A 14,263-nucleotide genomic window follows, 5' to 3' on the forward strand; every position below is an offset into this window, starting at 1 on the left:
AGCCCCGTCTCGACGCTCTCGTGTAGGTCAACGTAGAACACGCGACCTTGGCATGCTCAGAGCTTTGGAGCGTGGATTTTTGCTCTAAACCGGGTGACCGGGTGCTGGTTTTTGCGCGGGTGAAGTGAGAGGTCAGCGCCGTTGAAGGTGATGCGGAAGTAGGTGTCCTCGACGTGGACGGTGACGATCTCCCCGGCGTAGGTGCGGCCGCCACGAAGCCGTTGGCGGGCGACCATGATGTCGCCGTCGGCGGGGACCTTGCGCTCGACATGAACTGCCCCGGCTGCGGGTGCGGGCAGTTCACTGGTGACGGCTCCAGCGCCGCGAAGCCCGGCTCGTTGCTCGGCGTCGATCGGTGCGGGCAGGGTCTTCGCGAGGACTCCGTCGTGGACGACGTGCATCAGGTGCCCGCAACGTGCCGCGCTGGCTGGCGAGTTCGCATCCGACGGTCACCTTCGCGCTGCCGAGGCTGGTAACACCGCTCAGGTCGACCTTCCGGTCAACCTCGATCACCGTGCCGGGCTCCGTACGTCCCAGCCGGCCCGCGGCGCGGGCCGCCGGTGGAGGCCCTGCCCGGACGGCCCCGCGCATCGAGAGTTCGTGCAGGTTGCTGGTGTCGAGACATGGCGCGATGCTCCTGATCAGCTCGCCGTGGATGACGATGTGGACCGTGTGCTCGTCGGCCCACACTCGTGCGCGGAGCCGCGCGTACTCCGTGCCGAGCCTGACCCGCTGAACGCGGGGCAGCGCGCCGACCAGGCCGCCGGCTGTGACGACGGTCTCGAATTCCATCGCCGGTGCCGAGGCCGGAATCAGCATGGTGACCGGCGCTGCGGGCCCAGCCGCGTTGGACGATTCCTCAAGGGAGGCCGGAGCAGTGACAAGCGTCGGTTCCGGTGGCGGGTTCGGCCGGAACCGGCTAGCGGGGGTGGCCATGCCGAGGGCCTGGTGTGGCCTGGTCGTGTTGTAGGTGTGTACCCAGGCATCGACCGAGGCCTGCGCGCGGGCAAGTCAGCGAACGGGCCGGAGATGTCGAGCAGCTCACGACGCAGGGTGGTCTGGCGCCACCTCTCGATCTTGCCCGTCTTGGTCGGAGAATACGGTTTGATCAGTTTGGCGGTGACGCCGTTCTCCCGGCAGACACGTTCGAAGAGCACCTCGGCGGGCCGGGGCTTAGTGAAGCGCCCGGTGAACTGCTTACCGTTGTCGGTGAGGACCTCGGCCGGCACCCCGTAAGTCCGCATAGCGCGCACGAATCCGTCTGCGACGGCCCGGCCGGACGGCACCGCCAGGACTGTGGAGACGACGACGAACCGGGAGCGATCGTCGATCCCGGAGAGCATCTTGCACTCGCGGCCGGCGGCCAGAAAGATCCCGCCGACCAGGTCCATCTGCCACAGATGCATCGGCGTCTCGCGCTGCCACCGCTTGTACTTGCGGCGATGCTTCTGCTCCTGGCGCCCAATGAGCCCGTTGCGCACCAGGACCCGGTGGACCGTCGCCCGCGACGGAGCGGCACCATCGCCGGTCCGTGCCACCTCGAAGGCGATGCGGCGCACACCCCAGTGGGGGTTCGTCCTGCGCATCTCACACACCAGGGCTTCCACCTCGGAGGGAAGCCGGGCCGGGCTGTTACGCGGGCGCCGGGACTTCTCCCTCAGCCCTCCGAGCCCCTCGGCCTCGTGCTTCGACTTCCAGGTGTAGACCGTCTGGCGTGACACACCGTACCGAACGGCCACCTCGCTGACCGGCGATCCGTCGAGTACCTCAAGCACCGCCCGGTACCGCTGCTCCACGAGCCATGCATGCTCGGATTTGGTGACGTTCGCTGGCTCGGCGTGCCGTGACGTACAGACGCGGCGACGCCGGACTCACGCGCCCGTATTGGCGTCCATCGCCTTCTCCGAGCGCGAGCGTGGCCGCTGAGGCTTCGGTCAGACGGGGGCGAAGAGATCCTCGTGCGCGTCGTCCAGGATGAGCCCGAGGTCGAAGCGGACGCGGACCGTCACCCGCTGTCTCTGCTCCTGATAGGCGGTCCACTCCGGTTCCAACGAGGCGATCTGTTCTTCGAGTTGCTTCCGGCTTCCCGGAGGCATGTCCGGGCCGAACGCCTTGAGCAGCGACGCGAGCCGTTCGTACTCGCGCGCCTCATGGCTCTGGTTCTCGTGCTCGGCCACGTGCTCGACCGTGCCCTCGATGCCCGCCGCCAGCAGGAGGGATCCGGCAACACTCCCCGGCGACGTCGGGGTGTCCTGCGTCATCGCAGTCCAGTCGGCGAGTCTGGTGTCCGCGGCCAGCTTCACCCGCTGGCCTTCCTTCAGCGTCATGGACTCTGCTCTTCATCTCTCGAATCGGTGGGGCCCTCGCACGGGACGGGCCTCGGGTGGTGCCATTATCCGCGTAGGCCCCGCCCACCGAGTTTTGACCGGTGGTTCACGTTCCCGCCTGCGCAGCCAGTCGGGCGGCGCGCAGGCTGAGGTGGTGACGCTCCGGGAGGCTGGCGGTACGGCAGGCGGCGCTGCGGCAGTCGGTGACGGCGGCCTCCCGGTTCCCGGCGAGTTCGTGCAGATGGGCGCGGACGGCGTACAGCCGGTGGTGGCCGGTGAGCGTGCGCGGCGGGTCGGCGAGTAGGGCGAGTCCGGCGGCGGGGCCGTCCACCATGGCCGTGGCGACCGCCCGGTTCAGGATGATCAGTGGGTTGTCGGAGATGCGGGCGAGTACCCCGTAGAGGGCGAGGATCTGCGGCCAGTCGGTCTCTGCGGCGGTGCGCGCCTCGTCGTGGACAGCCGCGATCGCCGCCTGCACCTGGTACGGGCCGACCCGACCGCGCGGCAGAGCGGCGGTGATCAGCGAGACGCCCTCGGTGATCGCGGCTGTGTCCCATCGGCTGCGGTCCTGCTCGGAGAGCGGGACGAGTTCGCCGTCCGGGCCGGTACGGGCGGGCCCGCGCGCCTCGGTGAGCAGCATCAGGGCGAGCAGGCCGGACACCTCGGTGTTGTCCGGCAGGAGCGTGTGGACGGACCGGGTGAGGCGGATCGCCTCCCTGGAGAGTTCGACGCGCCGCAGCTCGGCGCCGGTGCTGCTGGCGTAACCCTCGTTGAAGATCAGGTAGAGGACGTGGAGCACCGCGTCCAGACGGGCCGGCCACTGAGCGCTGTCCGGCATCCGGAACGGCACCCCGGAGTCCTTGATCCGCTGCTTGGCCCGACTGATCCGCTGGCCCATGGTCGCCCTGGGGACGAGGAACGCCGCGGCGATCTCATCCGTGGTGAGTCCGCCGACCGAGCGAAGGGTGAGCGCGATCGCGGAGGCCGGTGACAGCACAGGGTGACAGCACAGGAACAGCAACCCGAGGGTGTCGTCGTGCGTGCCTTCGTCCCTGGCGTCGGCTCCGGGTGCGGACCGCTGGTCGGCCGGGACCTGACCGCCCACCAGTTCCTCGCGTCGGCGTCGGGCATGCTCGCTACGGATCTGCTCGGTCATCCGGCGGCTGGCGACCTGAACCAGCCAGTCGCGCGGGTTGCGCGGCACAACCCAGGACGGTGGCATCTAGGACGTGACACTCCTCATCCTGGAATGGCTGGGTGGGCAGGGCGTGAACGCCATGATCAGAGTGGACGCCGAGAGAGTGGCTGAAAGCGTGCCAGCGTGGACGTTCGCCGCCAGTGGGGGTTCCTTGGAGCATGGCTTGCGTGCTGACGGGAGGACTGTGCAGCAATGCATGTCCACGGCACTGTTGCAGCTGCGAGAGGCCGGACTCTCGGTTCCCTTTTGATCTCGTCATGGCCAAGGGCATCGGCAAGTGGGCGCGACGCGCCCGGAGCCTCATGTGACTCCGGGCGCGTGCGGCCTGCTGTGGGGCGGTTGATCGGGTGGAGCGGTTGATCAGAAGGTGAGCTTGAAGTCGGTGATCGTGCCGACGTCAGCAGCGCCCTTGTCCTGGACCTTCAGCTTCCAGGTGCCGTTGGCCGCGACGGCCGAGGCGTTGACCGTATAGGTCTTGTTCAGGTTCGCCGTGGAGTCCGACGAGGAGCTCTGCAGGCGGAACGTGGTCCCGTTCGGGGCCACGAGGTCGATCTGCAGGTCACCGATGTAGGTGTGGTTGATCTTCACACCGACCTGGAGCGCGGTCGGGGCGTTACCGGTGATCCCGGTGACGGCCGCCGAGGAGGTGACCGCCGGGCCCGGGTAGTCCGGGATGGCGACCTGGGCTGTGCTCTCGAAGACCTTGCCGGTGCCGGGGTTGCCGCCGCCGGAACGGGCGCCCACGTTGACCGCGGCCCAGGCGTCGGTGACGTTCTTGACCTCGGCGCTGCCGGCGCCGTACAGCTCGGTCGCCGCGGCGATCGTGCCGGCGCGGGCACCCGCGTAGTCCGTGGTGGAGTTGAACTTGGTGGTGAGCGCCTTGTACCAGATGAGCTGTGCCTTGTCCCGGCCGATGGCGGTGACGGGAAGGCCGTCGGAGGTCGGCGAGTTGTAGCTCACGCCGTTGACGACCTTGGCGCCGGAGCCCTCGGAGGCCAGGTAGAACCAGTGGTTCGCCGGGCCCGAGGAGTAGTGGACGTCGAGGTTGCCGACACCGGAGTACCAGGCGTCGGCGGAGCCGCCGTCCTTGCTGGGCTTGTCCATGTAGCGCAGCGGGGTGCCGTCGCCGTTGATGTTGATCTGCTCGCCGATGAGGTAGTTGCCCCGCGCGCTGGAGTTGTTCGCGTAGAACTCGACGGACGTGCCCATGATGTCGGAGGTGGCCTCGTTCAGGCCGCCCGACTCGTTGCTGTACTCGAGGCCCGCGGTGGCGGCGGTGACGCCGTGCGACATCTCGTGGCCGGCGACGTCCAGCGAGGTCAGCGGGTCGTTGTTGGCGGTCCCGTCGCCGTACGTCATGCAGAAGCAGCTGTCGTCCCAGAAGGCGTTGACGTACGCGTTGCCGTAGTGGACGCGGGAGTAGGCGGCGACGCCGTCGCCGCGGATCCCGGAGCGGCCGAAGACGTTCTTGTAGAAGTCCCAGGTGACCCCGGCGCCGTAGGCGGCGTCGGCGCCCGCCGTGGCGGCGTTGGAGTTGGCCCCGTTGCCCCAGGTGTCGGTGGACTGGGAGAAGAGCGAACCGGTGCCGGACGTACCGCGGTTGAGGTTGTACGTCTTGTGGCCGCCGCGGGCGGCGTCGTTCATCGTGAAGGTGGAGCCCGACTGCGAGGTGCCCAGGGTGACCTGGCCGCTGTAGTGGGTGTTGCCGACGCCGGTCTCGATGCCCTGCCACTGGTGCAGCTTGGCGCCCGTCTTGGCGTCGGTGATGACGTGGAGCTGGTTGGGGGTGCCGTCGTCCTGGAGGCCGCCGATGACGGTCTCGTAGGCCAGGGTCGGGACACCGTTCGCCATCCACACGATCTTCCGGGGCGCGACGTCGGCCTTGTCGGCCTTGGAGCCGACGGCCTTCGCGGCGTCGAGGGCCTTGGCGGAGGCGGCCGCAGGAGCGTCGGCCGGGGCGGAGGTGGAGACGCCCTGCAACTGGGCGTTGGACGCCTTGCTGACGCTCTGCGTCTTCTCGGCCGCGGTGCGGCTGACGACGAGGTCGCCGCCGAGGACGGGCAGGCCCTCGTAGGTCCGCTCGTAGCGGGTGTGGGTGGTACCGTCCTGGTCCTTGACCACATCGTGGACGAGGAGCTTCTCCTGCGTGCCGAGGCCGAGCTCCTTGGCCGTGGCGGCGGTGGTGCTCTGGGCCTTGGCTATGAGCTCGGCGCGCTGCGACGGGGTGAGCTGCGCGGGCAGCGCTCCCGGGTTGCGCACCTGCTGGCCCTTGGCGGCGGCGTTGGCGGAACCGTCGGGCTGGGCCGCGGCGGTGCCGGCCTGGACGCCGACGGTGAGCAGGGCTGCGGCGGCGAGCAGCGCGCCGGTGGCGGTGGCGTTCCGCCTGTGCGTGGACTTCACGCGGACTCCTTGCATGTGGGGGGTGGAACCGGGCAGCCGGCAAGGGGCAGCCCGGAGCTGTTCGTGTTGGGGATGGGGAGAGGTTGCCAGCGATCTTCGTGATCGCCATGAACACGACAGCAATTGGCCGAAACGAGTCCGGATTTCGCCCCCACGCGTCCGCTGAACGGACACCCTTGGCTGGGACAGACGACCGAAAATGTTCTCAAGCCCACCTATTCCGGGCGGGACTTGACCGGATCGTGGTACTTACCGGCGTCTTATATGTTCAGGTAAAGCGTTCGGCATCAAGCGTCAAACAATCTTGTCCTGCTCATGACTTGCCGGGTGGGATGCGGGGGTCGCTCCGCGCGGCGCCACCCCCCAAGGGGGTCCGCAATGCACGCGTTCCGGCGTACGTGGCCCCGCGCCGGGGCCACCGCGGCCGCAGCGGCATTGGCTGGGACTTCGGGGGTCAGCGCTTGGACGGGTGCGCGGCGTGAGGCGTACGCGAACGACCAGAGCCAACTCTCCACCCTGGTCGCGGTGACCGCCCGTTCCGACCGGAGTAAGGCTGACCAGGACCCTGCCGAGTGGCTGCCGCCGACGCGGGACGCGCTGTGCCAGTACGGGGTGGAGGGGACGGCGACCAAGCTCCGCTGGGGCCTGGCTGTCGACGAGCTGGAGCGGGAGCGGCTGTTGGACATCGCGGCCGGGTGCGGCGCCACGGAGGTGGAGTTCACCCCTGCTCCGTGGCCGCCGCCGGACAGGGCGAGAGCCCCGACGCCTTCTTGATGTCGGGGCTCGCTTCTTCGAGTGGGGCCGGGCGCTCGCATCCGGCACGGGAGGCGCTGCCGGTGAAGCCCGCGCCGGCGAAGTGCGGACGGTGTGGCGGTGAGGTGGGTCAGGCGAGGCGGGATCCGAGGCGGGAGCGCATGTCGCCCGCGGCCCGGCGTACGTCTTCGCCCTGCTCGCCTTCTTCGAGCAGCCCGAGGAAGACGATCAGGGCGCGTGCCTCGTCTGCGCTGATCAGTTGCAGCCGTGGCTCGCTCACTCCGTCGAGGAGCGTGTCCAGCAGTTCCAGCGTCTCGTTGCGTACCTCCAACAACGCCCGGGCTCCCGCCGGTCGCCCCCGCCGGCCGTTCCCCTTGTGGCCGGGCCGGCACGCCTGTGTCGATCACGGCCGCGCCGTGGTCCGAAGCGTTGACCGTGCCCCTCTTCGCGGGCGTGGAGCGGGGTGGTGGGGAGGCGGAGCCGGTGCAGTGGGTGGCTCCGTTGAGGGCCCCGAAACGGTGGCCGTCCGGGTATGGCCGTTGGCGGCAGCTGGGGCTGCTGGCCATAGGTCCGCTATATGACCTGATAAGCGCTCAGGTGGTACCAATCCGCTTCTGGCCTAGAGAGGGTGGTAGTGACAAATCTGAGTGAAATCGAGGTAGTTGTGCGTTTGAGAAGAGTTGTTCTGGCTGCTGCGGCCGGGGTCCTCGCCCCGGCTTCGTTTCTTGCGCCGGCCGCGACCGCGGAGGTTGTTACCGCAGGCACGGACACCCTGCGGGATAAGAGCGAGGCGGTCGGCGAGGGGACCGGGACCCGTGGTGAGGTCACAGACGGCGCAGACGCGCCGACGGCGGCTGACGGCCCTGCGCCACGAAAGCTGACGGACGCGGCATCTGCTCGGAGTGCCGCGGGCGGGGGTGAACCCGGTGCAGCGCGGAAGACGTCAGTCGTTTCGTTGGGGTGGCACAGCCGCCTGCTGCGGACGCGGCGGTGAACACGCCTGGACCTGATGCCGCTCGGCCGACGCCGGTGCTCAGCTGGCAGGACGCCCCGAGCAGTTTGGAGGCCGGCGGCGACTGGTGGCAGGCCGGCCTGGTCGTGGACAACACCAACGGCGTGGTGAAGAGCGATGATCCCTACAAGCTGAGCCTGAGGTTCTTTCCCACCGCACCTGAACCGGAGGACCACCAGGTGTAGGTATTCCTCGACGGGGCATGGCATGACACCGCGCCCCCGCCCCGGACCAGGGAGGGTTTTCGGCAACCGTGCTGGTGGAGTCGGTGGGGCTTCGGGCGGAGCGAGTCGTGGTGCCGGTCCGCGTCCACGTCGGAGCGAACATCCCCGAGAGCGACAAATTCGACATCGGATTCCGAATCAATACCGCTCGCCTTCAAGGGACCAAGACGATGCGAGTCAAGATCACGGCTCCCAAGGAAGGTGGTGAGGAGACGGGCGGAGGCGAAGATCCGGGTCACGAGCCGGGCGGCGGTGAGAATCCGGGCGATGGACCGGGCGGTGGTGAGGAACCGGGTCACGGAGCGGGCGATGGTGAACGGCCGGGCGGCCCCTCCGATCCCGCGTCAGAGCCCGGTTCGCAAGTCGGACCTGTACTCGGCGCGGCGAAATCCCCCCAAAGACTGCTGCCGACGACGAACACGGCTCCGGCGACTCCGGTACTGCCGGTGCGTTCGCTACCACCGGCACAGGTACGGGTACCGCCTGGGCGCTCGGAATAGGAGTGACATCAGCTCTGCTCGGCGGTGTTGCTGGAATTGCCAGTGGGCACGGCGCCGCCGCCGATCCCGCTGAACATCTGCTTCGTCGGCCACTGAGCCCCCTCCCCGTCTGCGTAGCTGTGGTTCGCGCGGCCGGGAGGGGGCTCGGTGCACCTGGTCGCGACTCTTGCCCCGGCCGGCGGCAGGCAACCGAGGCTGCGCGGTGTCACCCCGGCAAGGCACCCCGTCTATGGGACTTCGGGGCCGGGGGGTGGTGCGATGTCGCCGCATGTCGGGGTACGGGTCAGCACGCACAGGCGGGTACAGCCAAACGTACACAGGGAAGTACTTGCCGCGCCGACGGCGGGCGTTCATCGATGTGCTCGTGGCCGACCGGGGCGGACAGGCCTCCCCGCGAGGTGGAGCGGGAGGTACGGGTCTCCTGCCCAGGCTGGCTTCGAGGCCCGTTCTCAGGAGTGATGCCGGGGAGACGGCACGCCGAGACGATAGTGCACATGCCGACCACGCAACCCGACACAAGCCTTCCGTCCCCACCCCGTTGGGCCGTCCGCGCCGCCCACGCCGCCGCGTTCGTCACCCTGCCGTCCGGGGTCTGGCGCCTGCTTCTGGCGGCCGGTTTCACCGCCGGGTACACCGAGGCCGGGTACGAGGCGATGGGTTTCACCGGCTGGGGCGCGGTGTACGTGTTCGGGCTCACCATGGGCGGAGAGCTACTCGCGCTGCTCACTCTCGGGCTGGTCCGGCCGTGGGGTGAGGTGCTGCCGCGGTGGGTCCCCCTCGTCGGCGGGCGCCGGCCGAACCCGCGTGCGGTGACCGTGACGGCGAGCATCGGCGCCGCGGCGCTGACGCTGGTCCTCACCCAGTTCGCCTTCTGGTGGGCCTTCCCCCATCCGGACATGACCCGCCTCGCCCGCACCATCGCCGGAATCCTCTACCTGCCACTGGTCGCCTGGGGGCCGCTCCTTGCTGCCGTCACCCTCGACCACCGCCACCGGCGGCGTCGCGCCGAAGGACTCTGACCCGCGTCCGTTCCGGCCTCGGCCCAAGGCCGCCCTGCCAGCTGTGCTTCCTGGCTCAGCTGTCTCAGCGTGGGGCGAGCCTGCCGGGAAGGGGTAGCGAGGGCAGGTGGGGTCAGGGGTGGAGGCGGGCCCGTGCTTCCCGTGCCCTGCGGCGTTTGACGGCGCGTCGTTCGTCCTCGTGAGGCCTCCGCACACGCCCCAGTCGATGCCCTCTTCGAGAGCCCAGTCCAAGCAGCGCTCCAGGACCGGGCATCGGTGGCATACGGCCGCCACGGGCATCAGCGCATCTTTCACCACGGCCTGATCTGACAATGCCGCACTGATCTCTGTTGGCCTTCGGTGTCCGGGGCAGGCTGTGCGCATGTTCAAGCATCGGCGTGTACGTACGGCAGCGGTTCTCGTGGTGGCCTGGGGGGCGCTGACAGGAGTCGAGCGGTGGGGTGAATCGGCGGCGTGGCCACAAGCCGTGCTCCAAGGCCTGCTCTGGGCTGCCGTCGTCACCGCAGCCTGGTGGTTCGCCGACTGGACCCAGGCGAGCCGCCCCCAGCCGCGACGCCTTGCGAGGAGCCGCGGGGAACAGTGAAGGCCGATGCGGAGAGGCACGCACCCGGCCATACCTCCATCCGCGACGTCTCCCGGAAAACGGTGTGGAGCGCTCCGCACGGATCCGGCTGCCACGCCCCGGGCAGCCGCCTGTCGGGCATGCCGCTGTGCGGCGCGATGCGGGTCAAGCGAGGCGCGATCCGAGGAGACGAGGCAGGCGTCGTGACCGTGCTTCTCAGGCTGCTCGAAGAAGGCGAGCACGCGAAGCGCGGGGGCGCGGCGGCCCGTGCGCCTCGGGGTGGCGTACAACAGTGCCGTCCTGAATACCTGTTCGGCAGCGCTGCATCGGATGTCCCGCCGCTCTGTCAGTCCTCGATGCTGCATCAAACCTGATGCCGCTCGCCTACCCGAACGACAGACCAGGGCGAAGAATCATCCGATGGATCGTGTATCACGGGGTACGCGGGCCGGCACGGCACCGAAGAGTGATCACCTCATGTCCTTGCGGGCCGTACGCGAGCTCCGCCGGGTCCGCGCCTTCTACGCGGCGGGTCTCCTGCTGTGGGCGTCCGCGGCGGCCTGGTCGGGGTGGGCCCATCCCGGGAGTCGGCCGATGTGGGTCTGCCTTCTCCTCCTGGCGGTCTTCACGGGCCAGCTCGCCACCACTTCCCTCTGGCTGTCCCGTCTCCAGGCCACCCGTCATCATGAGCCTGCCTGTCATGTCGCGCCCCGGCGGGCCCTCGCGTCACACCACGCGAGCGCCTGAGCCCCAGGTCCCTATCCGGCCGGGCCTGCCTGCAGGCCCGGCTGCTTCTTGCTGGCACGTCAGAGATGCGGGGCTTCCTCGGTGACGAAGTGGTCTCCTCCGGGCAGCATGACGCCCCCCGGCGGGTGCCGGGGACTGCTGTAGGTGGTGCTCGTTCGGCGGTCTTCGTTCCGTTTTTGATGCTGGACAGTGCTCGGTAGTGCTGGAGGAGGTCGCCGGGTCATGGTGTGAGGACTGCCAGGGAGTAGTGACGATTCCGTCCGGCCCGGGGCCGCTTCCCGCCCGGCGGGCACCTGAGAAGAAATATCGGCCGCTGATCCCGCCCGACGGGACCTCCCGCTGACCACCCTTTCCTTGCAGGTCAGAACGGTGTGGCCTGATCTGCATGACATTGAAAAACAGGGTCATCCGGGCGGGTAGCCGTGCCGCTACCACCTGCGCCAGACCGTCGTCGGCGACAGCCGCCGCCCTGCCCGTACTCCGCTGCGGGCCGCCCGGGAGGAAGCCGGGGTCCCTGCTGGGCGATGGATGGGCCGGGACCTGGCCGCGCTCGGCCTTGCGCCGGGGAAGGAGGTACCCGAGGCGCAGCTGCGGAACCCGTTCGGAGAGCGGGGCCGCCAACCGTACGCGGACCGGATCGAGACCGAACTGCTCGCAGCAGGCTCCTCTCCGAAGAAGGCCGTTCAAGTCCGGCGCCCTCGGTCGCCGGGTGACGGTCACGGGCGTGGATTTCGTGCTCCGACCGCAGCCGACGATCTACCTCCCGTGGGCGCTGGGGAACGAGGAGACCCGCCGGTTGATCGAGGCCGCGCACGAGCGGGCGATCGAGCGGATGCTGGAGTGGATCGAGGACGAGGTCGCGGTGATCCGGTACGGCACGGACGACATCTACCGGGTGCGGCCGGTCGGCCGTCTGGGCGCCGCCCGCCTCCGCCACCATGAGGCGCACTCCGGGCGACCGCTGCTCCGTGACCATCTGCTGCTGCTGCTGTCGGTGAAGGGGTAGCGCTTGGACGGGTGCCGGGGGTCAATCCACACCCTGGCCCTGCACGACAGCACCGTGGCCACCTCCGCGCTCTACGACGAGATCGTGGCTGCGGAGGTCTGCGAGGCGCTGGGGCCGGCGACCGAGCCGCGTACCGTCACCCCGGGCCGACGGCCGGCGATGGAGCCTCCGCGCGAATCTGGCGCTCCGCCTCCTGCCGACCGGTGTCTGCCTGCGAGTACTGGACGACCGGTACGTCGAGGAGTCCGCGTGCGCACACAGATGACGGGAGGTCCGGCGGGGATTTCAAGGCGTACATCGAGGCCCGCGGTGCCGAGAACGGCTCCTGGCGCGCCGAGGTCTGAGCGTTGTCAGCCGGCCTCGGCCGCGGGCGGCAATTGCTGTTCGACCTGGTCCGCGAGCTTCTCGAATTCCGCCCGCAGGAAGGGTTCGGCGAGTCTGGCGAGGCCCTTGAACCGCAAGGAAGCGGTGTAGGTCATGCGGGTGGAGGCGGCAGATTGGGCCTCGAAGCGCATGACGTCCGTGGCGGTGACGGTCTTGTTCGTTCCGGTGAACACCAGCCGGTGCGGCTCACGGGCTTCCAGCCGGTAGAGCAACTCCGTGGTTCGCTTGCGGAAGCGAGAGGTGTTGTGCCAGCTGGCGCCCGGCCGGACCGGACCTCCGTCGATCCGGACACACCTCACGGTGCCGGGGTCCCACTCCTCGGTGTGGCCGAAGTCCTCCAGATACGCGATCAAGTCGTCGAGCGGAACTCCGACGAGGAAACTGCGTTCCACGGTGATCACTGCGCTGCTCCTTCGCCGCCTGCAGGCACGGCCCTGTGCCGGCGCCCCTCGCTCCCTCTTCCCTGCCCGGCCCGGTTCCGGATGCATCCGAGGCCACTGGGTCCGCTTCCCGGTAGGAGCATCGAGGGGAATGGAATCCCGGTCAGCAAGGCGCGCGCGACAGGCGCGGGGACCGGCTCAGAGAACGCGCCGCCGCGCTCGGTGGCTGCCCGTGGACGGTGTTCGATCTGCCGCTGGCACGGCCGTCGTGGTGACGGGCGAGGTCGTGGACCGTCCCGCACTGGGCATGGTCGACTACGCCGCCGTCAGATCCGCCCTCTTGACGCGGCTGTTCGCGGCCGGTCGCGAAGCCCGCCGCGACCGCTGGAGCGCCACCGACGTACGGCTGCCCCACCTGGACACGCAGTGCGCCAGGCGGCCGGTGGTGGCCGGGCCGCCGGCCCGGGGCCCGGGCGCCGATCTCGACGATGCCATGACCGGTCTCGTGCTCGCGCCGCAGATCCATGCGTACGTCCCCACGCGGGATGGGGAAAACGGGCGGATGGCTGGGTTCCAGGATCCGGAAGCATCCCTGCGAGTCCGCCAGCTTCACGGCGTCGCCATCGTGGAGGCGCATGGGCGGGACCACAGGGCGGGCTGAGCCGGGGCTGGTGGGTGCGATCGTCACATCGCTGAGCGGGCGAGGTTGAGCAGGCCGGTCCGCATCCGCTGTTCGCCGACCTCCGGTAGGAGGGCGGCGACGTGGTCGGCTGCCAGGGCGGCGAGCAGGGCGTGGGCGGTGTAGTCGGGGTCGGGGGCGGCGGCGAGCAGGATCGCCACATGGCGGTGCCAGAACCGGTAGGCCCCGATCCTGTACCGGGCTCCGGGGGCGGCGGTCTCGGACATCCGGACCAGAGCCAGGTGCTCCAGCAGGTAGTCGAGGTATGCGTTGAGGAATGCGGTCAGGCGCTCGTCGGCGGGGGCTCCGGGGCCGAGCGGCGGCGGTCCGGAGAGGGCCGCTTCCTGGAGCACGCGCTCACGGGCGTCCAGCAGGGCTGCGGCCAGCCCCGACTTGTCGCCGAACCGGCGGAACAGGGTGCCCTTGCCGACGCCGGCGGCTGCGGCCACCTGATCCATGGACACCGCATCGACGCCCTGCTCGGCGAAGAGCCGGGCGGCAGCTTCCAGTACTGCAACCCGGTTGCGGGCCGCGTCCGCGCGTTCCTTGGGCGGCGGCGTCCGCAGCAGTTCCAGAGGTATTGCCGAACCGGACCGCAGTCCGTTACTGTCGTGAGTCATAACAGGACTGTAGTCCGATTCCTTCCCTGGAGGCAGTGGCATGACCGCACTCATCACCCGCGACGAGCTGACAGCAGCGATGGAGACCGGCGCCGTGACCGTCGTCGACACGCTCGGCGGCCAGTACTACGCCCAGCAGCACCTCCCCGGCGCCTTGGCGCTGGCACCGGCCGACGTCGACTCCCAGGCCTCCACCGTGCTCCCCGACCGCGACGCCGCGATCGTCACCTACTGCTCCAACCCGGCATGCCCCAACAGCGGACAGGTCGCCGACCGGCTCACCAGCCTCGGCTACACCAACGTCCGCAAGTACCGCGAGGGCATACAGGACTGGGTCGAAGCCGGCCTCCCCACCGAGACCGCCTGACCTCTGTCGAGGGCGAAGGCTCCACGCACGGAGTCTTCGCCCTCGCGCGCATGCTCGCCCGCCATGCGCACCCCGTACGCACGAT

13 protein-coding genes and 2 pseudogenes are annotated in these 14,263 nt (G+C 69.5%); 7 read left to right on the top strand and 8 right to left on the bottom strand.

Annotated features, from left to right (window positions below):
• Positions 1-56: 56 nt before the first annotated feature.
• The 4 genes and pseudogenes from ACFYXV_RS29135 to ACFYXV_RS29150 form a co-directional block, all read right to left on the bottom strand.
• Positions 57-1,796, bottom strand: a pseudogene (locus ACFYXV_RS29135) (IS481 family transposase).
• A 138-nt stretch (positions 1,797-1,934) separates the two neighbouring features.
• Positions 1,935-2,327, bottom strand: a complete 393-nt coding sequence (locus ACFYXV_RS29140) for a hypothetical protein (RefSeq protein ID WP_389384472.1) — start codon at positions 2,325-2,327, stop codon at positions 1,935-1,937.
• 106 nt (positions 2,328-2,433) lie between these two features.
• Positions 2,434-3,531: an RNA polymerase sigma factor gene (locus ACFYXV_RS29145; RefSeq protein ID WP_389384473.1), complete on the bottom strand. Its 1,098-nt coding sequence runs from the start codon at positions 3,529-3,531 to the stop codon at positions 2,434-2,436.
• A gap of 354 nt (positions 3,532-3,885) precedes the next feature.
• A complete protein-coding gene (locus ACFYXV_RS29150) occupies positions 3,886-5,925 on the bottom strand; it encodes a M4 family metallopeptidase (protein WP_389384474.1) in 2,040 nt (679 codons plus the stop codon).
• Between the two features lie 525 nt (positions 5,926-6,450).
• On the opposite strand from ACFYXV_RS29150, the gene ACFYXV_RS29155 reads away from it, so the two are divergent.
• Positions 6,451-6,699 (top strand): hypothetical protein, encoded by a 249-nt coding sequence (locus ACFYXV_RS29155; RefSeq protein ID WP_389384475.1) that lies wholly within the window; start codon positions 6,451-6,453, stop codon positions 6,697-6,699.
• A 109-nt stretch (positions 6,700-6,808) separates the two neighbouring features.
• Here ACFYXV_RS29155 and ACFYXV_RS29160 read toward each other — a convergent pair whose 3' ends face one another.
• The gene (locus tag ACFYXV_RS29160) at positions 6,809-7,009 is read right to left on the bottom strand and encodes a hypothetical protein (RefSeq protein WP_389384476.1); all 201 of its coding nucleotides are present in this window, start codon (positions 7,007-7,009) and stop codon (positions 6,809-6,811) included.
• A gap of 698 nt (positions 7,010-7,707) precedes the next feature.
• Here ACFYXV_RS29160 and ACFYXV_RS29165 point away from each other — a divergent pair.
• The gene (locus ACFYXV_RS29165) at positions 7,708-7,875 is read left to right on the top strand and encodes a hypothetical protein (protein ID WP_389384477.1); all 168 of its coding nucleotides are present in this window, start codon (positions 7,708-7,710) and stop codon (positions 7,873-7,875) included.
• A gap of 1,033 nt (positions 7,876-8,908) precedes the next feature.
• Positions 8,909-9,433 (top strand): hypothetical protein, encoded by a 525-nt coding sequence (locus ACFYXV_RS29170; RefSeq protein ID WP_389384478.1) that lies wholly within the window; start codon positions 8,909-8,911, stop codon positions 9,431-9,433.
• Between the two features lie 112 nt (positions 9,434-9,545).
• Here the strand turns inward: ACFYXV_RS29170 and ACFYXV_RS29175 are convergent.
• A pseudogene (locus ACFYXV_RS29175) lies at positions 9,546-9,700 on the bottom strand (WhiB family transcriptional regulator); the annotation flags it as partial.
• A 312-nt stretch (positions 9,701-10,012) separates the two neighbouring features.
• Between ACFYXV_RS29175 and ACFYXV_RS29180 the strand changes: the two are divergent.
• Both ACFYXV_RS29180 and ACFYXV_RS29185 read left to right on the top strand, forming a co-directional pair.
• Positions 10,013-10,369: a hypothetical protein gene (locus tag ACFYXV_RS29180; protein WP_389384479.1), complete on the top strand. Its 357-nt coding sequence runs from the start codon at positions 10,013-10,015 to the stop codon at positions 10,367-10,369.
• Between the two features lie 758 nt (positions 10,370-11,127).
• A complete protein-coding gene (locus tag ACFYXV_RS29185; RefSeq protein ID WP_389384480.1) occupies positions 11,128-11,748 on the top strand; it encodes a relaxase domain-containing protein in 621 nt (206 codons plus the stop codon).
• A gap of 350 nt (positions 11,749-12,098) precedes the next feature.
• On the opposite strand, the gene ACFYXV_RS29190 is transcribed toward ACFYXV_RS29185, so the two are convergent.
• Positions 12,099-12,533 carry an SRPBCC family protein gene (locus ACFYXV_RS29190; RefSeq protein ID WP_389384481.1) on the bottom strand — a complete coding sequence of 145 codons (435 nt, stop codon included), beginning with the start codon at positions 12,531-12,533 and terminating at the stop codon, positions 12,099-12,101.
• A 211-nt stretch (positions 12,534-12,744) separates the two neighbouring features.
• Between ACFYXV_RS29190 and ACFYXV_RS29195 the strand changes: the two genes are divergently transcribed.
• Complete coding sequence (locus ACFYXV_RS29195) at positions 12,745-13,173, top strand: hypothetical protein (RefSeq protein ID WP_389384482.1); 429 nt, start codon at positions 12,745-12,747, stop codon at positions 13,171-13,173.
• A 23-nt stretch (positions 13,174-13,196) separates the two neighbouring features.
• Here the strand turns inward: ACFYXV_RS29195 and ACFYXV_RS29200 are convergent, their stop codons facing one another.
• Positions 13,197-13,811 carry a TetR/AcrR family transcriptional regulator gene (locus ACFYXV_RS29200; protein WP_389384483.1) on the bottom strand — a complete coding sequence of 205 codons (615 nt, stop codon included), beginning with the start codon at positions 13,809-13,811 and terminating at the stop codon, positions 13,197-13,199.
• Between the two features lie 40 nt (positions 13,812-13,851).
• On the opposite strand from ACFYXV_RS29200, the gene ACFYXV_RS29205 reads away from it, so the two are divergent.
• Positions 13,852-14,178, top strand: coding sequence for a rhodanese-like domain-containing protein (locus tag ACFYXV_RS29205; protein WP_389384484.1), 327 nt, complete (start codon positions 13,852-13,854; stop codon positions 14,176-14,178).
• The last annotated feature ends 85 nt before the right edge of the window (positions 14,179-14,263 follow it).

The organism is Streptomyces sp. NPDC002181 (assembly GCF_042890485.1).
Taxonomy (GTDB): domain Bacteria; phylum Actinomycetota; class Actinomycetes; order Streptomycetales; family Streptomycetaceae; genus Streptomyces.

What these genes read in the sequence shown, in the direction of transcription:
- ACFYXV_RS29140 (WP_389384472.1), bottom strand. Translation starts at nt 2,327, where the DNA reads ATGACGCTGAAGGAAGGCCAGCGGGTGAAGCTGGCCGCGGACACCAGA.
- ACFYXV_RS29170 (WP_389384478.1), top strand. Translation starts at nt 8,909, where the DNA reads ATGCCGACCACGCAACCCGACACAAGCCTTCCGTCCCCACCCCGTTGG.
- ACFYXV_RS29185 (WP_389384480.1), top strand. Translation starts at nt 11,128, where the DNA reads ATGACATTGAAAAACAGGGTCATCCGGGCGGGTAGCCGTGCCGCTACC.
- ACFYXV_RS29200 (WP_389384483.1), bottom strand. Translation starts at nt 13,811, where the DNA reads ATGACTCACGACAGTAACGGACTGCGGTCCGGTTCGGCAATACCTCTG.
- ACFYXV_RS29205 (WP_389384484.1), top strand. Translation starts at nt 13,852, where the DNA reads ATGACCGCACTCATCACCCGCGACGAGCTGACAGCAGCGATGGAGACC.